This is a genomic window from Lonepinella sp. MS14435, assembly GCF_042485795.1.
In the GTDB taxonomy this organism is placed as follows: domain Bacteria; phylum Pseudomonadota; class Gammaproteobacteria; order Enterobacterales; family Pasteurellaceae; genus Lonepinella.
In genome coordinates, this window is sequence record NZ_CP169368.1 from 1991198 (window position 1) to 2013563 (window position 22366).

The 22366-nt window shown below is 38.3% G+C and carries 22 protein-coding genes; 10 read left to right on the forward strand and 12 right to left on the reverse strand.

Annotated elements, in window-relative coordinates; all coding sequences use genetic code 11:
* Window positions 1-28 precede the first annotated feature (28 nt).
* Window positions 29-445, reverse strand: coding sequence for an outer membrane protein assembly factor BamE (bamE, locus tag O1Q80_RS09410; RefSeq protein WP_386687269.1), 417 nt, complete (start codon window positions 443-445; stop codon window positions 29-31).
* Window positions 446-511: 66 nt separating this feature from the next.
* Window positions 512-1531, reverse strand: a complete 1020-nt coding sequence (gene yejK, locus O1Q80_RS09415; protein WP_386694680.1) for a nucleoid-associated protein YejK — start codon at window positions 1529-1531, stop codon at window positions 512-514.
* A 110-nt stretch (window positions 1532-1641) separates the two neighbouring features.
* Between yejK and O1Q80_RS09420 the strand changes: the two genes are divergently transcribed.
* Window positions 1642-1863 carry a YejL family protein gene (locus O1Q80_RS09420; protein ID WP_386696184.1) on the forward strand — a complete coding sequence of 74 codons (222 nt, stop codon included), beginning with the start codon at window positions 1642-1644 and terminating at the stop codon, window positions 1861-1863.
* Window positions 1864-1881: 18 nt separating this feature from the next.
* Window positions 1882-3681, forward strand: coding sequence for a DUF3413 domain-containing protein (locus tag O1Q80_RS09425; protein WP_386694682.1), 1800 nt, complete (start codon window positions 1882-1884; stop codon window positions 3679-3681).
* A 71-nt stretch (window positions 3682-3752) separates the two neighbouring features.
* Here the strand turns inward: O1Q80_RS09425 and O1Q80_RS09430 are convergent, their stop codons facing one another.
* Genes O1Q80_RS09430 through O1Q80_RS09445 form a run of 4 tightly spaced genes read right to left on the reverse strand, consistent with a single transcriptional unit; the run spans window position 3753 to window position 7549 of the window.
* Window positions 3753-4820 (reverse strand): sulfate/molybdate ABC transporter ATP-binding protein, encoded by a 1068-nt coding sequence (locus O1Q80_RS09430; RefSeq protein ID WP_386694684.1) that lies wholly within the window; start codon window positions 4818-4820, stop codon window positions 3753-3755.
* A 46-nt stretch (window positions 4821-4866) separates the two neighbouring features.
* Window positions 4867-5685, reverse strand: a complete 819-nt coding sequence (gene cysW / locus O1Q80_RS09435) for a sulfate ABC transporter permease subunit CysW (protein WP_386694686.1) — start codon at window positions 5683-5685, stop codon at window positions 4867-4869.
* A 15-nt stretch (window positions 5686-5700) separates the two neighbouring features.
* On the reverse strand, window positions 5701-6510 hold the full coding sequence (cysT, locus tag O1Q80_RS09440; RefSeq protein WP_386694688.1) for a sulfate ABC transporter permease subunit CysT: 810 nt from the start codon (window positions 6508-6510) through the stop codon (window positions 5701-5703).
* Between the two features lie 31 nt (window positions 6511-6541).
* The gene (locus O1Q80_RS09445) at window positions 6542-7549 is read right to left on the reverse strand and encodes a sulfate ABC transporter substrate-binding protein (RefSeq protein ID WP_386694690.1); all 1008 of its coding nucleotides are present in this window, start codon (window positions 7547-7549) and stop codon (window positions 6542-6544) included.
* A gap of 272 nt (window positions 7550-7821) precedes the next feature.
* Here O1Q80_RS09445 and O1Q80_RS09450 point away from each other — a divergent pair, with 272 nt between their 5' ends.
* From O1Q80_RS09450 to O1Q80_RS09460, 3 genes are all read left to right on the forward strand, one after another.
* Complete coding sequence (locus O1Q80_RS09450) at window positions 7822-8556, forward strand: phosphoadenylyl-sulfate reductase (protein WP_386694692.1); 735 nt, start codon at window positions 7822-7824, stop codon at window positions 8554-8556.
* A gap of 21 nt (window positions 8557-8577) precedes the next feature.
* Window positions 8578-9498 carry a sulfate adenylyltransferase subunit CysD gene (gene cysD / locus O1Q80_RS09455; protein ID WP_386687284.1) on the forward strand — a complete coding sequence of 307 codons (921 nt, stop codon included), beginning with the start codon at window positions 8578-8580 and terminating at the stop codon, window positions 9496-9498.
* A 94-nt stretch (window positions 9499-9592) separates the two neighbouring features.
* Window positions 9593-10879, forward strand: a complete 1287-nt coding sequence (locus tag O1Q80_RS09460; protein ID WP_386694693.1) for a sulfate adenylyltransferase subunit 1 — start codon at window positions 9593-9595, stop codon at window positions 10877-10879.
* A 54-nt stretch (window positions 10880-10933) separates the two neighbouring features.
* Here the strand turns inward: O1Q80_RS09460 and pflA are convergent, their stop codons facing one another.
* Window positions 10934-11674 carry a pyruvate formate lyase 1-activating protein gene (pflA, locus tag O1Q80_RS09465; protein WP_386687288.1) on the reverse strand — a complete coding sequence of 247 codons (741 nt, stop codon included), beginning with the start codon at window positions 11672-11674 and terminating at the stop codon, window positions 10934-10936.
* Window positions 11675-11869: 195 nt separating this feature from the next.
* Here pflA and lexA point away from each other — a divergent pair, with 195 nt between their 5' ends.
* The gene (gene lexA / locus O1Q80_RS09470; protein WP_386687290.1) at window positions 11870-12508 is read left to right on the forward strand and encodes a transcriptional repressor LexA; all 639 of its coding nucleotides are present in this window, start codon (window positions 11870-11872) and stop codon (window positions 12506-12508) included.
* A gap of 71 nt (window positions 12509-12579) precedes the next feature.
* Here the strand turns inward: lexA and menD are convergent, their stop codons facing one another.
* Window positions 12580-14289, reverse strand: coding sequence for a 2-succinyl-5-enolpyruvyl-6-hydroxy-3-cyclohexene-1-carboxylic-acid synthase (gene menD, locus O1Q80_RS09475; RefSeq protein WP_386694695.1), 1710 nt, complete (start codon window positions 14287-14289; stop codon window positions 12580-12582).
* Between the two features lie 26 nt (window positions 14290-14315).
* Complete coding sequence (locus tag O1Q80_RS09480) at window positions 14316-15599, reverse strand: isochorismate synthase MenF (RefSeq protein WP_386694697.1); 1284 nt, start codon at window positions 15597-15599, stop codon at window positions 14316-14318.
* Between the two features lie 145 nt (window positions 15600-15744).
* Here O1Q80_RS09480 and O1Q80_RS09485 point away from each other — a divergent pair, with 145 nt between their 5' ends.
* The gene (locus tag O1Q80_RS09485) at window positions 15745-16959 is read left to right on the forward strand and encodes a pyridoxal phosphate-dependent aminotransferase (protein WP_386694699.1); all 1215 of its coding nucleotides are present in this window, start codon (window positions 15745-15747) and stop codon (window positions 16957-16959) included.
* Between the two features lie 50 nt (window positions 16960-17009).
* Here O1Q80_RS09485 and O1Q80_RS09490 read toward each other — a convergent pair whose 3' ends face one another.
* From O1Q80_RS09490 to proC, 3 genes are read right to left on the reverse strand one after another with little or no spacing between them, the layout of a single operon-like run.
* The gene (locus tag O1Q80_RS09490) at window positions 17010-17426 is read right to left on the reverse strand and encodes a type II toxin-antitoxin system VapC family toxin (protein ID WP_386694700.1); all 417 of its coding nucleotides are present in this window, start codon (window positions 17424-17426) and stop codon (window positions 17010-17012) included.
* The gene (locus O1Q80_RS09495) at window positions 17426-17659 is read right to left on the reverse strand and encodes a hypothetical protein (protein WP_386694702.1); all 234 of its coding nucleotides are present in this window, start codon (window positions 17657-17659) and stop codon (window positions 17426-17428) included. Before O1Q80_RS09495 ends, O1Q80_RS09490 begins: the two co-directional genes overlap by 1 nt.
* 56 nt (window positions 17660-17715) lie before the next feature.
* Window positions 17716-18531 (reverse strand): pyrroline-5-carboxylate reductase, encoded by an 816-nt coding sequence (gene proC, locus O1Q80_RS09500; RefSeq protein ID WP_386694704.1) that lies wholly within the window; start codon window positions 18529-18531, stop codon window positions 17716-17718.
* A gap of 240 nt (window positions 18532-18771) precedes the next feature.
* On the opposite strand from proC, the gene O1Q80_RS09505 reads away from it, so the two are divergent.
* From O1Q80_RS09505 to O1Q80_RS09515, 3 genes are read left to right on the forward strand one after another with little or no spacing between them, the layout of a single operon-like run.
* Window positions 18772-19776, forward strand: a complete 1005-nt coding sequence (locus O1Q80_RS09505) for an ornithine carbamoyltransferase (protein WP_386687300.1) — start codon at window positions 18772-18774, stop codon at window positions 19774-19776.
* An 8-nt stretch (window positions 19777-19784) separates the two neighbouring features.
* A complete protein-coding gene (arcC, locus tag O1Q80_RS09510) occupies window positions 19785-20714 on the forward strand; it encodes a carbamate kinase (protein ID WP_386687302.1) in 930 nt (309 codons plus the stop codon).
* A gap of 54 nt (window positions 20715-20768) precedes the next feature.
* Entirely contained in the window at window positions 20769-22289 is a 1521-nt protein-coding gene (locus O1Q80_RS09515; protein ID WP_386694706.1) for a YfcC family protein, read from the forward strand.
* Window positions 22290-22366: the final 77 nt, after the last annotated feature.

Here is a 22366-nt window from a genome sequence, read left to right on the forward strand (position 1 = left end):
TGCGGTCAAGAAATTTAAACTTTCTCACTTACTTCCAGAACTGCCACCAGCTTTTTCTTGAACCGTTGTCCGATGCTTCAATAATTGCATTGTTAACTTCTTGTTTTTCTACATCTGGTAAAGGCTTATCTAAATCTGTGCTGGTCACAATACCTTTACTATCGAAATTTACAATAAAATTATGTTGCATAGGATCTTCGTAAGAATGTTGTTGTAAATAAACATAGTACCAAATGTTGTCACTAAATGGATCGATTAAAACAGGGGTACCCAGTAAATATTGAACCTGCTCTTTGGTCATTCCAACTTGCACTTTTTGTACAGTAGATGATTCTAAATAGTTGCCTTGTGGCACGTCAATACGATAGACAATTTTGTTTACGCTAGAACAAGCTGAAACACTTAACGCAAGAGCGATAATCGCTACCATTGATTTTAATTGCATTTTTCTACCTTTCTTAATTTATCTTTTATAATGCTGATGATACCTAAACTCTGGTCGGTTGCCAAATTAATTTTTTAAATTCCGCTGTAACTGATCACGCAAATTGGCTGGCAAACCCTTAATCGTGATGCTGTCATTTTGCTCGTCCCAAATAATGCGGCTATTAATTAATTCGGCATCAAAACTGAGCGTTACCCCTTTGCCAGAACCTGAAAATTTAGTTAAAGATTTTAATGTCGTTGGCACAGGCGGAATACTATCGGCTAAATCATAATCCTGTTGTTGGGTAAACTCAACGAAAGGACGCTCATTTAGAGTAGGTAATTCAGTGGAAAGTTCCCGCAATTCAATTTCATTGCCTGAATTCATTTGTCCTTTACAATACTCAAATACTTGTTTTTTCACGGCTTGAGTTTGATCAGCATTTAACTCACCCTGTTCGCAATAGTCACTGACTGCTTGTAATAAACATTGATTTTGTAGTTTAGGATTTAAACCTTCTTCCGCCCCTAGAAAATCCATAAAAAAATCGCTGATTTTACGCCCAACTCGTCCTTTAATAAAAGTCAGATAGCGGTCTGAAGTAGCATTAATACGTAAATCCGTTAGGTTAATGCGTGCTGCAATATCAAATTGATTAATATTCAAATATTGGGTACGGTGAATTTCTAATTTATCATCCACCAACATACTGATTCGGCTATCTAACAAGGCAATAAATAAGTAATCCGTGGCTAGGAAATTATATTGGCACAATACAAACGTCCCGCTCTCCGCAAAAGGATATTTACCCAATTCGCTGGCGAGTAATTTGGTGGATTGATAGCTAAAGGATAGAAAATCTGTTTCTTGCTCAAGCAAGCGATTAAGTTCTTGAGCAAAATTCGATTGCTCTTTAAATACCCCATAACCTTTCGCTTTACTTTGATAAACCTGATGTAATTCAAGCATTAATTGCTCTACTTCAGGGGTAATTGGTAACAATTTCTCACGTAATACGCTATCTAATTTTGGGGTATTATTTTCATTTTCTGAAGATGTTTTAATAATTTGATGTAATACAATTTGATTTACGGTAATGCTCATTTTTTCTGCTTTGTCATTTGGAAATAGTAAAAATCCTGTTAATTATAACCGCACTTTAGCTAAAAATGTGGTAGTATTTGCGAAATACATTGTTAAAAATTAACGTTATTATGGCAACCAACTCAAAATATCAAGATAAACAAGTAGATGCAATCCTAAATGAAATGATCGCAGTGTTTGAAAAACATCAAGCTCCAGTAGATTTGTCTTTAATGGTGTTAGGCAATATGGTGACTAATTTACTGATCAGCAGTGTTGGCAAAACTCAACAAATTACGTTAGCACAAGCCTTTTCTGATGCGTTAATCAATTCCATTAAAACAGCGAAATAACAAAGTTAAGAGTGCGTTATGTTTTGGATTAAAAATGGCAGGCAATACCGTGAACAAACTTCCCAAAAAATTTCTTGGGGACATTGGTTTGCTTTTTTTAATATTATTTGGGCGGTGGCTATCGGCTCTCGCTATGCCTTTTTAATTGATTGGCCTCATACCTTTCTAGGCAGACTTTATTTCTTTATCAGCATTTTAGGGCATTTCAGTTTTATTGCTTTTGGTTTATATTTACTAGTCCTGTTTCCACTTAGTTTTATCATCAAAAATGAACGTACTTTTCGTGGTGTAAGCGTGATTATTGCCACCATTGCCACCACGTTATTATTGGTAGATACGGAAGTTTTCTCTCGCTTTAATTTGCATTTATCTTCTGTGGTTTGGAATTTATTGGTAAATCCTGAGAACGGCGAATTATCCCGTGATTGGCAAATTTTCTTCACTCCGATGCCACTCATGCTATTAGCTCAAATGCTGTTTTCTCGTTGGGCGTGGTATAAATTACGCAGTTTAGAACGACAAAAATGGATTCGTGGCGTAGGTATTATGCTGACGGGGCTATTTATCACCACACATTTAATGTACGCTTGGGCAGATGCCTATTTATACCGCCCGATTACCATGCAAAAATCTAATTTCCCATTGTCTTATCCGATGACAGCTCGGACATTTTTAGAAAAACACGGCTTATTAGATAAACAGCAATATGAAATCAAATTAGATCAGGAAGGTCGTCCTGATTCACCAATGATTAACTATCCAAAACACGCCTTAAGCTATAATAATGTGGCAAATAAAGCTAACTTATTAATTATCACCGTATCTGGTTTACGCCAAGATGCAGTGCAAAAAGAAAAAATGCCCGCTTTAACTGAATTTGCACAACAGGCAACTCAATTTACTAATCATTACACCACTGGCAACAACAGTAATTCTGCTATTGTTGGCTTATTCTATGGTTTAAATGCTAACTATACAGATAGCCTGCTAAACAATAAAAAAACCTCTGTGCTAATTGAAAAAATGCAACAAGATAATTATCAGTTTGGCTTATTTTCTGCGACTAATTTTAAACCAAGTATTTTCAGACAAGCATTATTCCATCAAATTAAATTGCCGAAAAATACTTCAAACAAGAGAAAAATTGATAATCTAAGTGCGGTGAAAAATTGGCAAGTTTGGTTTGAACAAAGATCTATAGATCAGGCTTGGTTTAGCTATTTGAATTTAGATGTGGGTGAATTAACTCGTCAACAGCATTTGCCGACTTTAGAGCAAGAACAACAATTTTATACCCAACAATTAAGTCAATTAGATCAGCAAATTAATTCTGTTCTCACCACCTTAAAAGCACACAATGCCTTAGAGAATACAGCGGTAATTATCACTGGTGAACAGGGTTATTCATTCCAAAAAACTGATGATGAACTGCTAAATTATTTTGCACCAGAAGAAATTCAAGTACCGATGATTGTCGCATGGAAAGAACTCAATACAGGTGTCGAAGATAAGCTCACCAGCCACATGGATGTCATTCCTGCACTCATGCACGATCTATTTTATGTGAAAAACACGGATGCAGATTACACCCAAGGGCATAATTTATTTAACCAAACTCAATCATTCAATGAATGGGTATTAGTGGCAAATTATCGTTGGGATGTTATTATCACACCTGACGGAACACAGTATCATATTGATAACAAAGGAAACTATCAAAAATATAACCACACTTATCAAAAAGTGGTATCTCGCCGACCACCATTAGGATTATTCCTTGATGTGTATCAGCAAAATTCAAGTTTTGTGGAAAAATAAAGCAACACAAAAAACCTCTTATCAATGAAGAAATTCAGATAAGAGGTTTTTTAAACTCAATCTAAGCTAAATTAAATCATAAATTCCACTAATTCATCTTGTAAAAAGAAATTCAATAGCAACGGTTGCATATATACTTCGTCACCCACAACAAACTGTTCTTGTTCAAATTGCGTATAACTAATAGAAAGCTCAATGGGGCTATTTTTGATATGATGCACCTCTAGTTGTATGGTTGGACCCGTAGTATGCACTCGGGTAATTTTACCTTTAATACTATTTTCAATGACTTTCTTGCTTACTGCCATTTCGTGTGGACGAACGTAAACTACTACATGAGCAGACTGGGTTTGTGCGACCTTTTGTTGGAAACTATCAATATGTAGCACGCCATTATGAATATAACCATCAAGTAGATTCATATCACCTAAAAATTGTGCCGCAAAATAGCTTTTGGGTTGCTTATATACTTGTTCAGGTGTGCCGATTTGTTCGATCTTCCCCTCATTCATGAGAATAATTTTATCTGCGACTTCTAAAGCCTCATCTTGATCATGAGTGACGAAAATGCTGGTCAGATTTATTTCTTTATGAAAATCTCGTAACCAACGGCGGAGATCTTTACGCACCTTGGCATCTAATGCACCAAAAGGCTCATCAAGCAGTAGCACTCTGGGTTCAGTGGCAATGGCACGTGCGAGAGCCACACGTTGCCGTTGTCCACCAGAAAGCTGATCAGGATAGCGTTTGCCTATATGTTCAAGTTGAATTAATGAAAGTAAATTTTTCACCTTGGCTTGAATTTCTTGCTCCGATAAACGCACGGCTTTCGGTTTCATACGTAATCCAAAGGAAATATTATCCGCTACTGTCATATTGCGAAATAACGCATAATGTTGAAATACGAAACCAATATCACGTTGTTTAGCTGACAGCCCAGTCACATCTTGTTGATCAAATAAAATCTGTCCTGAAGTGGCAGTTTCAAGTCCAGCAATAATACGTAATAACGTAGTTTTGCCACAGCCTGATTGCCCCAAAAGTGCGGTTAATTCTCCATCTTTTATTTCTACATTAATATTCTGTAATGCCTGAAATTGCCCAAAAGATTTGTTAATTTGTTTAATACTAATAGCCATGTAATATTCCCCACAAAATTTAAAAAATTACACTGATACCATCATGCTATGCTGAATAAGCTAATTTACGCTCCGTCCATTGACGAATAAACAGTAAAATTAATGAAAGTCCTAACAGTAAAATAGCGACTGAAAACGCTGCTACAATATTGTATTCGTTGTATAGAATCTCAATATGCAATGGTAATGTATTGGTGTAACCACGAATATGACCTGATACCACAGATACCGCCCCAAATTCACCAAGTGATCTGGCAGTACATAACACTACACCATGTAATAACGCCCATTTAATATTAGGCAGAGTAACGTGATAAAAAATTTGCCAACCATTTGCCCCCAATATCGTAGCCGCTTCTTCTTCGGCTATTCCTTGAGCTTCCATAATAGGGATTAATTCTCTTGCCACAAATGGCACAGAAACAAAAAGCGTGGCAAGAATAATTCCTGGTATGGCATACACAATTTGAAAATCAAGGGATTGTAGATATGGATACAATTTACTTTGTGCGCCAAAAAGTAGTACATAAATTAACCCTGCAACGACTGGAGAAATCGAAAAAGGTAAATCAATTAAGGTTAATAGAAATTGTCTGCCTCGAAATTGATATTTGGTAATAACCCAAGCGGCAGTTACACCAAAGATAATATTTAATGGCACAGCTATAGCCGCCGCAGTCAATGTTAATCTTAAAGCCGCAATACTATCTGCCTCGCTAATCGCTGCCCAAAATTCCACAAAGCCTTTGGCTAATCCTTGCGACAACACTGTAATTAGAGGCAACACCAACAGTATAACAAACAACATTATCGCCAATAAAATTAATAGACGCTCAGAAATAGAGCGAGGTTGAGTAAAATACATATTTATTCCTTAGCGTTATTTTGTACGTTGAGCATAATGGCGTTGAATTTGGTTAATGGAAAAAATCAATATAAAAGAAATGACTAACATTAAAACACCAATAGTCGCTGCTCCCACATAATCATATTGATCTAATTTAGCCACTATCAATAACGGCAAAATTTCTGTCTTGAATGGTAAATTACCCGAAATAAAAACCACCGAGCCATATTCACCCACTCCTCGAGCAAAAGCCAATGTAAAACCCGTTATCCACGCTGGCATAATGGCAGGAAAAATCACATAACGAAAAGTTTGCCATGGGTTTGCACCTAAAATATAGGCAGCTTCTTCCGTTTCTTTGGGTAAATCAGCAAGCACTGGCTGAATGGTGCGTACCACAAAAGGTAACGTAACAAATAATAAAGCGAGAGAAATCCCGATTGCACTATAAGCAAGTGGGAAACTAAAAAATTGTCCAATAGCTCCATTAGGTGAATAAATTGTCGTTAAGGCAATACCTGCTACCGCCGTAGGCAATGCAAAAGGCATATCAATAAAAGTATCAATCCAGCGTTTACCCCAGAATTGATAACGAACTAACACCCAAGCTAATAAAAGCCCAATCAGACTATTCATTATAGCCGCCCCAAAGGCGGTCTTTAATGATACCCAGAGTGCAAGTAATAACTGACGGCTAGTCACTAATTTCCAAAGCTGTTCAGCCGAAATTTGAGCGGAGAAAATAAATAGCCCTGCTAAAGGAATCAACACGACAATGCTTAGAAAAGTCATTGAATAACCTAAAGTAAGATTAAAACCAGGAATAATTCGAGTTTGTGACATAATATTTCCTTAACCACAACAAAAAGCAAAATTAACGGTGAATTTGCTCTAAAATTTGGTCGAAAATACCATTATCATCAAAGAATTTTGGTTGTATAATCTCCCAGCCACCACCAAATATTTCTTTGACATTAAATAGTTTTACATCCGCAAACGTAGCACTGAATTCTTTTAATATGGCAGGATTAATCGGACGATAGAAGTTCTTTGCAATAATACGTTGAGCTTCGTCACTATATAAGTATTTCAAATAGGCTTCGGCTTCTTTCCGAGTGCCTTTTTTATCGACCACAGAATCGACTAATGCCACTGGTGGTTCAGCCAAGATGGAGATACTTGGTGTCACAATTTCTAACTGATCTCCGCCTTCTTCATTTAAGGCTAAATGAGCTTCATTTTCCCAAGCTAACAAGACATCACCTTTGTTACGTTGGACGAATGTCATGGTTGAACCACGAGCGCCAGTGTCTAACACGGGAGTTTGTTTATAAACTTGGGTAACAAATTCCAGAGCTTTGTCCTCTGAACCATACTTTTGTTTGGCAAATGTCCAAGCGGCTAAGAAGTTCCAACGGGCTCCACCTGAAGTTTTTGGGTTCGGTGTGATCACTTGCAAACTTTCATCTTTGGTTAAATCGTCCCAATCTTTAATATTTTTCGGGTTGCCTTTGCGTACTAAGAATACAATCGTTGAGGTATAAGGCGTGCTATTGTGATCCAAACGCTGTTGCCAATTTGGATCTAATAATTGCTGGTGCTTATTTAACGCATCAATATCACCAGACATGGCTAATGTCACGACATCTGCTTGCAACCCATCAATCACGGATCGAGCTTGTTTACTTGACCCCCCGTGTGAGGCTTTTAAGGTAATTTTCTCACCAGTTTGTTGCTCCCAATGTTGAGCAAATAAGGCATTGTATTCTTTGTAAAGCTCACGGGTTGGATCATAAGACACATTCAGCAAATCTTTGCCATAGACCGTTGTAGTTAATGTGACCCCCAAGCTGAAAGCTAAAAATTTTTTGCTCAATTTCATAATCAACTCCTTAAAAAATTATTCAGTTGATTCAAAATCTACCGAGAAATTTCGCCTTTGCCAAAGAATAGAAAATTTTATGATATATCATTAAGGAATAAAAAACCGAAATACACCCCAAATTCATCTCAAATAGGTAATTTTCTCGACTTTATATTCCAAAAACACATAAGCTATAAAGATTTGTTATTTTTCATAGCATTAATTTGACCTTATAAATATCTCATCTTAAATACGTTGCTCTATTTTGATATTTATTTTGTGGGGATAATATGCCTTTCTTAAAACCTGATTTATGGACAATTCCATTACTCGAAAAAAGTGATTTTGCCAAAATTGAAGCAAAAGAAACCGCACTTTTTCAGCGAATTGCACAAATTGAACAAAATCAACAACATGCCAAATTTGCCAGCAGTCTTGCGGTGGAAGATATGGTGATCACAGATGTGATTGCAAAAAGTAAAGCGAATATTGTGGTATTCACCCTTGAAACAGGTCGGTTAAATCCAGAAACGCTCGAATTAGTTGATAGCGTAAAATCTCGTTATCCCGATCTTAATTTTCAACTTTATCGACCCGATGCTAAAAAAGTGGACGAATATGATCATCAAAAAGGTAAATTTGCCTTTTATGAAAGTGTTGAACTGCGTCGTGAATGTTGTTTTATTCGTAAAATTGAACCCTTAAATCGTGCCTTACAAGATGCTGATTCATGGCTCACTGGGCAACGGAGAGAGCAATCTGTAACGCGTACCGAACTCCCTTTTCACGAACAAGATACTAGCCGTGGCATTGATAAATATAACCCGATTTTTGACTGGTCAGAATTAGATGTTTGGGCTTATATCCTAAAATATGATATTCCCTACAATCATTTATATAAACAAGGTTATCCCAGCATTGGTTGCGAACCTTGCACTAAACCCGTGAAAGCAGGCGAGGATATACGTGCTGGTCGCTGGTGGTGGGAAAACAAAGACAGCAAAGAATGTGGCTTACATAAATAAAAGACAAATAAAGGAAACCTTATGACACAACAAATTGAAAATGGGCATTTAGACTGGCTAGAAGCAGAATCCATTTATATTATCCGTGAAGTCGTAGCGGAATGTAGCAATCCCGCTTTATTATTCTCTGGCGGTAAAGATTCTGTGGTGTTATTAGCCTTAGCACGCAAAGCATTCCAATTAGAGGGACGTGAATTAGTGTTGCCATTCCCTTTGGTGCATATCGACACAGGGCATAATTATCCTGAAGTGATCCAATTCCGTGATCAACAAGTGAAAAAACTTAATGCACGTTTAGTTGTCGGTCACGTGGAAGATTCCATTGCCAAAGGCACCGTGGTATTACGCAAAGAAACTGACTCTCGCAATGCCGCACAAGCCGTCACCTTGTTAGAAACCATTGAAGCCAATGGTTTTGATGCCTTAATGGGTGGGGCAAGACGAGATGAAGAAAAAGCCCGTGCCAAAGAACGTATTTTTTCGTTCCGTGATGAATTTGGTCAATGGGATCCGAAAGCTCAACGCCCCGAGCTTTGGTCACTGTATAACGCTAAATTACACAAAGGCGAAAATATGCGAGTGTTCCCAATTTCTAACTGGACAGAATTAGATATTTGGCAATATATCGAACGAGAAAAATTGGAATTACCACCGATTTATTATGCACATCAACGTGAAGTGGTAGAACGCCATGGTTTACTTGTACCTGTCACGCCATTAACTCCCAAACAACCATCTGAACAAAGTAAAGTGGTTTCTGTACGTTTCCGTACGGTTGGGGATATTAGTTGTACTTGCCCAGTGGCAAGTACAGCAAATACACCGAGTGAGATTATTAAAGAAACCGCTATCGCTGAAATTTCAGAACGTTCAGCCACTCGCATGGACGATCGCACCAGTGAAGCCGCCATGGAACAACGCAAAAAACAAGGTTATTTTTAGCCAGTAAACTGGTCAGAGTGCGGTTAAAAAATAAAAAGTTTTCGATTTTTCACCGCACTTTAAATCAATATTTAAAATTTGAAAGGAAGACAACATGAGCCAAACTCTTAACCAACACGCCCCACTACGTTTTATTACCGCAGGTAGCGTAGATGACGGTAAAAGCACACTAATCGGACGATTATTATACGATAGCAAAGCCTTACTAAGTGACCAATTACTCAGCCTCGACAAGTCTAAGAACAAAGGTGAAGTGATTGATTTTTCTATTTTAACAGATGGGCTTGAAGCCGAACGTGAACAAGGCATTACCATTGATGTGGCATATCGTTATTTTTCCACCGCTAAACGCAAATTTATTATTGCCGACACACCAGGGCATGAGCAATATACCCGAAATATGGTAACTGGTGCTTCTACTGCCAGTGCTGCTGTCGTGTTAATTGATGCGAGTCAGTTGGATTTTTCCCAACCTGAACTACAATTATTACCGCAAACTAAACGCCATTCTGCAATTTTAAAACATCTAGGTACACCACATATTTTAGTTGCCATCAATAAAATGGATTTACTCGATTTTGACCAAACTAAATTTCATGCGATTCAACAAGCCTATCTCAAATTAAGCCAGCAATTAGGTATTTCAAACGTACAATTTGTACCCGTATCTGCCTTACAAGGGGATAACATTGTCCATCAAAGTGAACGCACACCATGGTACCAAGGTGACACATTGCTCAGTATTCTGGAAAATTTACCAAGCAACGAAAATATTTCCATAGCAAAACAAGACTTTCACTTTCCTGTACAACTTGTCATTCGTCTTGATCAAGATAAAGCAGATGATTTCCGTGGTTATCAGGGCAGAATTGAAGCAGGTTCTATCGCAACGGGAGATAATGTACGTATTGAACCCAATGGCTACCATTCCAAAGTAGTAGAAATTATCAGTCCAAACGGCATTGTGCAACAGGCTATTGCAGGTGAGCAAGTCACGCTTCGATTAGCCGATGATATTGATATTTCGCGTGGTGATAGCTTTGTGGCGGAACATTCGACAATCACCCCGACTAAAAATGCTACTGCGACACTCTGTTGGTTTGATCAACGCCCACTTAACTTGGCACGCAAATATTTACTTAAACACTGTACGCAAAAGGTATTTGCTAAAATCAGTGGCATTGACCATGTATTAGACGTAAAAACCTTGAGTAAATCTCATGAGGCGGAAACCTTAACCCTGAACGATATTGGTGAAGTCCACGTGAGTTTACAAAAACCGATCACCGCCACAAGCTATGCACAAAATCAAGCTACGGGGGCGTTTATTTTAATTGATGAAGCCACTTATCATACGGTTGCAGCAGGAATGATTCTTTAATTATTGCTGTTCACAAAAAAATACCGAATATTACATTCGGTATTTTTGCTCAAATTAGAATTTTACAATATGTCCATAACCTTGCAAAATTTGCTGAATATGTTCAAGACTTTCTTTGGTTGGAGGTAACACATCTTCCAACTCATATTCTACCCCTAAGGTTTTCCATTTATGCGCCCCTAAACGGTGATAAGGCAATAATTCCACTTTCTCGACATTCGTCATTCCTTCAATAAACTGACCTAATAAATGCACATCTGCATCTGCATCAGTATAACCTGGAACAACCACATAACGCACCCAAGTTGGGATATTACGTTTTTGTAAATATTTGGCAAATTCAAGTGTACGCTTATTTGGTACACCGATAAGATTTTGATGAATTTTATCGTTAAGTTGTTTTAAATCTAATAACACCAAATCGGTCACGTCAAGTAATTCATCAATGACTGGCGTATAAGCTCGCACAAAGCCATTGGTATCTAAACAAGTATTAATATTTTCAGCTTTACAAGCTCTAAACCAGTCACGTACGAATTCCGCTTGCAAAATGGCTTCCCCACCAGATGCAGTGACACCACCCCCAGTAGCATTCATAAAATGCTTATAGCTCACCACTTCTTTCATTAATTCTTCAACACTAATCTCACGACCGCCGTCCAAATCCCAAGTATCACGATTATGGCAATACTTACAACGCATCAAACAACCTTGCATAAAAAGAATAAAACGAATGCCCGGTCCATCAACTGTGCCACAAGACTCAAATGAGTGAATACGCCCTAAAACAGACATTAAAACTTCCTTAGATAATCAAAAATAGTTGAGAAATTATAACAAAATTTTAGGTCATTTTCAGTAAATTTATTGCCTCTCCGCTATATTACTTGATTTATATTGACACAAAATAAAACTTTTTATTGCAATTTTTTCCAGTCTGTATATAATTTCAAATAACCTGTACGAAATAACATAAAGGAAAGAGAAACTATGAGAACGCTAAGTAAAAATTTAACTATTCGCCAACAAGAAGTCTATGATTTCTTAAAGCATCATCTTGAAACCGCTGGTGTGCCACCAACACGTGCGGAAATTTCAAAAGAATTAGGCTTTAAATCCCCTAATGCGGCTGAAGAACATTTAAAAGCCTTAGCACGTAAAGGGGCGATTGAAATGGTGCCTGGAATGTCACGTGGTATTCGTTTATTACTTTCTTCCAATGATGAAGAAGAAATGGAAGGCTTACCTCTCATTGGTCGTGTTGCCGCGGGTGAACCTATTCTAGCGGAACAACATATTGAAGGTACTTATAAAGTCGATCCTGAAATGTTCAAACCACAAGCAGACTTTTTACTGAAAGTCAGCGGTCAGTCAATGAAAGATATCGGTATCCTAGACGGTGATTTATTAGCAGTACACAGCACCAAAGATGTACGTAACGGTCAGGTTATTGTAGCTCGTATTGAAGATGAAGTAACAGTCAAACGCTTGGAACGTAAAGGTGATGTCATTTATTTACACCCAGAAAATGAAGAATTTGAGCCGATTGTTGTCAATTTACGTGAGCAAGAACAATTTGAAGTAGAAGGTATTGCGGTCGGTATTATTCGTAATAATGCTTGGATGTAATTATTTGTATTGTTATGTTCAATAAAAAGGTGAAAATAGTCTTTTCACCTTTTACCTATCTTTAATTTCAGTTAAGCACCAATTACCGCATAACTAATCTGCTCAATTAAACGTTTATAAATATTACTACCGTCACTTGGGTTCACTTTAATTTCAATCACCGTGGTTTCTTTACGTGAATACGCTTGTTTTAACACAGAACCTAAATCTGCCCAAGTATAAGGGCGTGCATATTTTAAATCAAACATTGAAGCCGCCTGAGCAAATTCTGCTTGATGTGGCAAACGATAAAAGGCATTTTTGACTTCTGGCTCTACTGGCAACATATCAAAAATTGCTCCACCGTTATTATTAATAATAAAGATCACCGTTGGTTGAGTAACTTTTCTGAACAATGCCAATGAGTTAAGATCATGTAATGCCGACATATCGCCTAATACCACAGCGACAGGCTGATTACCGCCAATCCCTATCCCAGCAGCAGTAGCTAATAAACCATCAATACCACTGGCACCACGATTGGTGTAAACAGGATAACTATCCGATAATTTAGCAAGTGCATCAACCAATCTTATAAATAAGCTATTGCCTAAAAATAAAGCACAATTTCTTGGTAAGATTCGTTCAATATGATGAGCTAAAGAAGCCTCGTTTAAGCCACCACCCACTTGTTGTTCAATAAAACTGGCACAGAAGTTAGACAATGCCAAAGGTTCAAGTAACCATGATTTTTGACGTAACGGCGGATGGGCTCGTAACCAGTGATGTACTTTGGCATGGAAACGTGTTTGTTGATGATGATGGGGATCTACACGCTCATCACTTTCTTCCACCACCCAAAATGTTCCTTTAAAACTTGCTAAGAATTGATGAATTCGCTTGCTCACAAAACGTGAACCAAATTGCACTACAATATCTGCATGCAACAATTTTTCTCGCACAGTTTTATTGGCTAACCAAATATCTGCATAAGGCAAACTCGGCTCTACATTGGATTGAATATCCGTTAATAAAATCCAACCCATAGTATCTGCCCAAGTTTTGACTCCCATAGCTTGTTTTTGTGGTAACTGCCCTACCACCACAATACCTTTTTTCGTCCGTAAATCGTCCCAATGTTCGTGCATCACAACTTCTTGTTGAACATTTTGATGCTCAGACCAATGTTTTGTTTGAGCTAACCAACGGTGGACGGGTGCCAACCAAGGGTGGCTATCAATTTCGCTCACTTGAGCCTCATACAAAGGTTCGGCAAAAGGTACATTAATATGCACTACGCCTGCTTGTTCAGTCTGTTTATAACATGCTTGATCGATACTAGAAACTAACCATTTCACTGGATAATCTTGGCTTGGTCGAGGTAAATTCAGTGTTGAAACTGGATAATGTGCAAACATATTTGCCTGTAAAATCGCTTGATTTGCACCGCACTCTAATAATTCTTCTGGACGATCTGCCGTTAAAACGATTAAATTCACCGCACTTTGACGAGCTTCAACAATGGCAGGGTATAAATTTGCGGCAGCTGTACCCGAAGTAACAATTACTGCCACTGGCGTTTGAGTAGATTTCGCTAAACCGAGAGCAAAGAAAGCTAAACCACGTTCATCAAAATGGCTATGGCAAACTGCTTTTCCATTTGCTTGTAACCGTGCAGCCTCCAAAGTTAAAGGAGTAGAACGAGATCCCGGAGCGATACAAAAGTGTTTAACACCTTGACGAAGCAAAGTTTCTAAAATTACTTTTGACCAACAACGGTTAAAGGTACTCACTGCTGACATATTACTCTCCGTTTTCCAATACATTTTTATTCAATGGTTAATAAACTCAATAAACTTGACGCTTTACGTTCAATTTCTTGCCATTCTAACAGGGGAACCGAACCTGCCACAATGCCTGCTCCAGCAAAAACACGAATTTTATGTTGTTCAGCTTGCTGTTCTATAAAAGCAGAACGAATTGTTACACAAAATTCTGCTTGCTGTTTTCGCATAATACCTAGCGTACCAGCATACCAACTGCGGTCAAAATTTTCGGTTTTTTGCAAAAATTGCACCGCACTTTGCTGAGGTAAACCTGATACTGCTGCCGTAGGGTGAATGGCTTGCAAACAAGCTGAATCTGTTGCGCTATCGTTTAATTCTGCCTGAATACAACGGCGTAAATGTTGCACTTGACGCAACTGTTTGACTTCTACATCACTCACTTGAATGTTATTCACATAAGGTTGCAAATTATCACAAATACCTTGCACCACTAACCTATTTTCGTGATCATTTTTGTTATCATTTAATAACCAATCTGCCTGCTGTTGATTATACGTTGGATTATCCGTAATTGTCGCTGTTCCCGCCAAGGCTTCTGTATGCACATAATGATCTTGTCGAGCATATAAACGCTCAGGGCTTGAACCAACAAAAGTACAGTTTGCGTTTTCAGCTAACAAAAAATGATAACAACCCATATTTTTTCGTTCGCTTTCCGCCAAGAAATCTTTGGCATCAATCGCTCCGGTGAATAAAAATTCCGTTTGATTTGCCAACACAACCTTGCTCAAATGACCTTGCTTGATCTCACCCAAGGCTTGTTGAATCCAATTTGACCAAATTTCTGCGGAAGCCTTTTGATCTATTTTATGGATTGTTTGTTTAACCGATTGAAGTGCGGTGAATTTTTGCAATGTTTCTACCACTTGCAAACAGGCTTGCTGTTCGTTAGCAAAATCCTGTCGATTATCCCAATAGACATTTACATACAGGGTATTTTCGACTTTTTCCAACAATAATCTTGGTAACCAAAATTTGGCTTGTTTATCAAAAGTCAATCCGCCAACCAGAGGGAAATCATGTGTCAGAACAAACTGCTGTGCCAAATTTTCATCAGAAAATGACCGCACTTTTCCTATTGTAGCCACCGAAATAGGCTTATCACGATAATTTAAGTAAAATTGTGGATACATTTCTTGAGCTTTGAGCCACGCCAATAACTCCACTGTTATGGGCATCTCATCTTTAAAATGCGTAATCTCAGAATGAGCAGGTAATTTATGGGCTTGAATCTGTTTAATTAAGCCTAAACACAGGTTTTCCATTAAATTTTATTTAAAAATATCCGTTAAAATAGCGTTTATTCTACCGCAAATAAAAAAAATTTTTTAGTAAATCTTTTATTCTGTCGTAAATAGGCGTAAAGTGCGGTGAACTTTCTGTTAATTTTTACCTGTTTAAGGACATAATATGGAATTTTTCCCAAAATCCGATAAATTAGAAAATGTGTGTTATGACATTCGTGGTCCTGTACACAAAGAAGCACTTCGTTTAGAAGAAGAAGGCAATAAAATCTTAAAACTGAATATTGGCAACCCAGCACCTTTTGGCTTTGAAGCACCTGATGAAGTGTTAGTGGATATTTTACGCAATCTTCCATCCGCCCAAGGTTATTGTGATTCCAAAGGAATTTACTCTGCTCGTAAAGCCATTGTGCAATATTATCAATCGAAAAATATCTTAGGTGCAACGGTCAATGATGTCTATATCGGCAATGGTGTGTCTGAGCTGATTACCATGTCATTGCAAGCCTTGTTAAATAATGGCGATGAAGTGTTAATTCCAATGCCTGATTATCCACTTTGGACAGCAGCAGCCACGTTGGCAGGCGGTAAAGCGGTGCATTATATGTGTGATGAATCCTCTGATTGGTTCCCTGATTTAGAAGATATTAAAAGCAAAATTACATCTCGCACCAAAGCTATCGTGGTAATTAATCCAAACAACCCAACGGGTGCAGTATATAGTAAAGAAGTGCTTGAACAAATCGTGGAAATCGCTCGTCAACACGGCTTAATCATTTTCGCCGATGAAATTTACGACAAAATTTTATATGACAATGCGGTTCATCATCACATTGCCGCCCTTGCACCAGATTTATTAACCATTACCTTTAACGGCTTATCTAAAGCCTATCGAGTGGCAGGTTTCCGTCAAGGTTGGATGATTTTAAATGGTCCAAAAAATCATGCTAAAGGTTACATTGAAGGCTTGGATATGCTGGCTTCTATGCGTTTATGTGCCAATCATCCAATGCAACATGCGATTCAAACCGCTCTCGGCGGTTATCAAAGCATTAATGAATATATTTTACCGGGTGGACGTTTATTGGAACAACGCAACCGTGCTTACGAATTGATTACCCAAATTCCAAGGGTAAGTTGTGTGAAACCGAATGGTGCCATGTATATGTTCCCGAAAATCGACATTAAAAAATTCAATATTTATGACGATGAGAAAATGGTGTTAGATTTATTGCGTCAAGAAAAAGTATTGTTGGTACACGGTCGTGGTTTCAACTGGCATGCACCAGATCATTTCCGCATTGTAACACTTCCACATGTTTCTACCTTAGAAGATGCCTTAGGGAAATTTGCACGGTTTTTGGAAAATTATCGGCAGTAATCTATCATCTTTTCACTTTAGCCCTCTCCCCAAAGGAGAGGGCAATTTATCTAACTAAAAGGGTTAAGAAGTTTAGTTGGTAACCCTTGAAAATCCTTAATATTTCGAGTTACCAATGTTAAATCATACAATTTGCTGATTGCGGCAATCCAAGTATCATTTTCAGGGCGTGGATTAGGAACATGAAAGGTCGCACAAATCAAACTCACTTTTGTATTGATCGTTAAAATCCGTCCAGAAAAACTTGGCATCACAAAATTATCAAACCAGTCCTGTAAATATTGGGCTTGAACGGGATCCTTGCAACGTTTTAGTTGAATACCACGCATTAATTCCATTATCACGATTTCACAGGTATAAAGCTGTTCAAACGGCTTATCACTAAGCCAATCAACAACCCCTTTGTTCGCTTTTCCTATTTTAATTTTACGAACTTCTGAAATAACATTACTATCGAGCAAATACATTAATCAAAAATCTCATAACGTTGCTTATTTACCTGATGATTTTTAGGCATATCTAGTTCTATATCACCAACATCAACGCCATGATAATCCATTGCTAAATCACACAATGTAACTGGTTTAGGTTGAAAATGCTCAACGACAATCTTTTCCATCAGAGCATTCGTACTTATGCCCATAAGATTTGCTTGAGAAACAATTAATTGCTCGACTTGTGGGGGAAAATTTATATTCATATTCTGCTCCATGTTTTATTTCATCATACTCTTGCATTATATAACTAAGCTATCATCTAAAACAATCTTTCCATCTCTTTCGACCGCTCAACGCAGGCTTGCATAGCTTGTTCTACAATCTGTGCTAATTGTTTTTCGTTAAACGCATTTAACGCTGCCGCCGTTGTTCCACCTTTTGAGGTTACATTTTGCCGTAGAGTGGCTAATTCAACCGTTGGATTTTCCACCACCATGTTAGCGGTACCTAAAGCTGATTGTTGCACTAATAAACGAGCTTGTGATGCACTTAATCCCATTTTTAGCAACGCTTGCTGCATGGCTTCCATAAACAAGAAAAAATAGGCTGGGCTTGAACCTGATGCCGCTGTAACGCTGTGCATATCGTTTTCATCTTCCACCCAGCAAGTTTTCCCTACTGCTTGCAATAGGCTTTCGGCGAATTGTTTAAATTCAATAGCCACATTGACCCGAGCAAATAAACCTGACATGCCTTGTGATACCAACGCTGGTGTATTTGGCATGACTCGCACAATATGTTGAGCCGTTGGTAAAAGTGCGGTGATTTTTTTTATAGAAATGGCTGCCATAATGGAAATCACTAATTTTTCAGAAAAATCCACCGCACTTAATGCCGCACAAACCTCACTTGCTACCTGTGGCTTGACGGCTAATACTATCACCTCACTCTGTCTAACTGCGGTTTGATTATCCGTAGCAACGGACACCTTTCTTTCCGCAAATAATGCTCGTTTATCTTCATTGGGATCACACACCGTAATCAAGTTAGCAGGATAGCCAGTTTTCAATAAACCAAACACTATAGCTTGTGCCATATTGCCGCCACCGATAAAACAAATAGATTTTTGTTGCATTGTTTTTCCTTTTCGTTCGTGATGATAGATAAGATTATAATCAAACAAAAAAGAATTTTCTCGTTTATTTTATTTCTCGCATAAAATGCGAAATATTTCATTTTTTCTCTTATTTTATTGCAAATCTTTACAATAGTTTTGCTAAAATTGCAGCAAATTTAATTTATTACGCTTTACAATAAAATTGAAATCAAAAGTAGATACTTTTGAATTATATCACTTATCTATAGGAGAAATATTATGGCTTTTAATATCAAAAACAGACACTTACTCAGTCTTGTTAATCATTCTGAACGTGAAATTCGTTATTTGCTTGATCTTTCTCGTGATTTAAAACGGGCGAAATACGCAGGCACTGAACAACAAAAGCTGAAAGGTAAAAATATTGCATTAATTTTTGAAAAAACATCAACACGTACACGTTGTGCCTTTGAAGTCGCTGCTTATGATCAAGGGGCAAATGTTACTTATATCGATCCAAATTCTTCCCAAATCGGACACAAAGAAAGCATGAAAGACACCGCTCGGGTATTGGGGCGTATGTATGATGCGATTGAATATCGTGGTTTCAAACAAAGCATTGTTAATGAATTGGCTGAATATGCGGGAGTGCCAGTCTTTAACGGACTAACCGATGAATTTCACCCAACCCAAATGCTCGCTGATGTGTTGACCATGATTGAACATTGTGACAAACCATTAAATCAAATTAGCTATGTTTATATCGGTGATGCACGTAATAATATGGGAAATTCTCTGTTGTTAATTGGGGCAAAATTAGGTATGGACGTGCGTATTTGTGGTCCGAAAGAACTCTTGCCTGAAGCAGAACTAGTGGCTATGTGCGAAAAATTTGCCCAACAAAGTGGAGCAAGAATTACCGTAACAGACGATATTGATCGTGCCGTGAAAGGGGTAGATTTTGTCCATACCGATGTGTGGGTATCAATGGGTGAACCTTTAGATAGTTGGGGTAAACGAATTGATTTGTTAATGCCTTATCAAGTTACGCCTGAACTAATGAAACGCTCTGGCAATCCTAAAGTGAAATTTATGCACTGTTTGCCTGCATTCCATAACAGCGAAACAAAAGTTGGTAAACAAATTGCCGAAAAATACCCCGCACTTGCCAATGGTATTGAAGTGACTGAAGAGGTATTTGAATCACCAATGAATGTGGCATTTGAACAAGCGGAAAACCGTATGCACACCATTAAAGCTGTGATGGTTGCCAGCTTGGCTTAGGAGGAAATATGCGAATTGTGATTGCTCTAGGGGGAAATGCGTTATTACGCCGTGGAGAGCCGTTGACCGCAGAAAACCAACGGCAAAATGTACGTATTGCTTGTGAACAGATTGCTAAAATCTATCCCCATAATGAATTAATCATCGCTCATGGTAACGGTCCGCAAGTGGGTTTACTTGCCTTACAAGGGGCAGCTTATAAAGACGTGCCGACTTATCCGCTTGATGTGTTAGGGGCGGAATCGGTGGGGATGATTGGTTATATGATTCAACAGGAATTGGGTAATTTAGTACCGTTTGAGGTGCCGTTTGCCACCATATTATCCCAAGTGGAAGTGGATAAAAATGATCCTGCGTTCCAACATCCGACTAAACCGATTGGTCCTGTTTATACCAAACACGAGGCTGAACGTTTGGCAAAAGAAAAAAATTGGACCATCGCTCAAGATGGCGATAAATATCGCCGTGTTGTGCCAAGTCCATTACCAAAACGTATTTTTGAAATTCGCCCTGTAAAATGGTTATTAGAAAAAGGCAGTATTGTGATTTGTGCCGGTGGTGGCGGTATTCCAACCTATTATGATGAGCAAGGCTCACTACATGGGGTGGAAGCGGTGATTGATAAAGATTTATGTTCTGCTTTGCTGGCAGAAAATATTGAAGCGGATTTATTTATCATTGCAACCGATGTTTCTGCTGTGTTCCTTAACTGGGGAAAACCCGATCAACAAGCGATTGCCCAAATTCACCCCGATGAACTCAGCAAACTACAGTTTGCTTCAGGTTCAATGGGACCAAAAGTGCAAGCGACAATAAACTTTGTTAATCACACTGGCAAAGATGCTGTGATTGGTTCGTTGTCTGACATTGTTGAGATCGTAAAAGGTACAGCTGGTACTCGTATTAGCAAAAATACCAAACATACCACTTATTACTAATTACGCACTTGAGAATAGAGGCTAATTAGCCTCTATTCTGATAAGGAGTTTATTATGAGTAGTACAAAAAAATTTAAATTTCCCACCGCATTTACCATACTTTTTATCATATTAATTATTGCCGTGGGACTCACTTGGATTGTTCCCGCAGGTTCATATTCAAAACTAACCTATAATAGTACAACGCAACAATTTGTGGTGAAATCGCATCAACAAGAAGATCAATTTTTACCAGCTACACAAGAATCGCTTGAGCAACTTAATGTAAAAATTAAACTGACTAATTTCCTTGAAGGTAAAATTAGAAAACCCATTGCTATTCCGGGTACATACAGACAGGTTGAACAACAACCCAAAACGTTAAAAGATATTACCCTCAGTATGGTCAATGGGACGATTGAAGCCGCAGATGTGATGGTTTTTATCTTCGTACTGGGTGGTATGATTGGTGTAATCAATCGCACAGGTTCTTTCAATGCAGGTTTGACTGCGTTGGCTAAACGAACCAAAGGCAATGAATTTTTGATTGTATTCAGTGTTTCCGTACTCATGCTTATCGGCGGCACAACCTGCGGTATTGAGGAAGAAGCGGTGGCATTCTATCCGATTCTCGTCCCTGTATTTATTGCATTGGGCTATGATGCAATCGTCTGTGTAGGTGCAATATTCTTGGCTTCATCAATGGGAACTGCATTTTCTACCATTAATCCGTTCTCGGTGGTCATCGCCTCCAATGCGGCGGGTATTCAATTTACCGAAGGTATCAGTTTCCGCATACTGGGTCTGATTTTAGGCGGTATTTCGGTGATTACTTATCTTTATTGGTACAGTAAAAAAGTCAAAGCGGATCCAACTTTCTCCTATTGCTATGAAGAACGGGAAGAATTTGAACAGCATTATTTAAGTTTTCATCAAGGCGATAACAATGAACTTGAATTCAACACGAAACGCAAAATTATTCTGACACTATTCTGCCTTGCCTTTATTATTATGGTATGGGGAGTGATGTTTGGCGGCTGGTGGTTCCCACAAATGGCATCATCTTTCTTGGCAATCACGATTATCATCATGTTCCTGTCCCGTTTATCCGAAGATGAAGTGCTTAATGCGTTTACGACTGGTGCAGCGGATTTAGTGGCAGTATCCTTGATTATCGGCTTGGCTCGCGGGGTAAATTTAGTGCTTGACGAGGGCATGATTTCAGATACGATTTTGAACTACGCTTCCAACCTTGTAGCAGGTATGCCACCGACAATATTCATCTTGGCACAATTAGTGGTATTTATCTTCTTGGGTTTGTTTGTACCGTCTTCTTCAGGTCTGGCTGTATTATCTATGCCGATTATGGCTCCGCTTGCCGATGCTGTCGGTATCCCACGCGATATAGTGGTATCCGCTTACAACTGGGGACAATACGCCATGCTCTTCTTAGCTCCGACAGGATTGGTCTTGGTTACATTACAAATGCTGCATATTCCATTCAATAAATGGGTCAGATTTGTCATGCCGATGATTGGAATGTTATTGCTGATAGGTTCTATTTTATTAGTGGTTCAAGTTTCATTATATGCTTGACCTAACGCACAATGATAAAGCAGTTACCTTATCTAAGTAACTGCTTTTACTTAATTTATTTTTATTTACAAAAAATA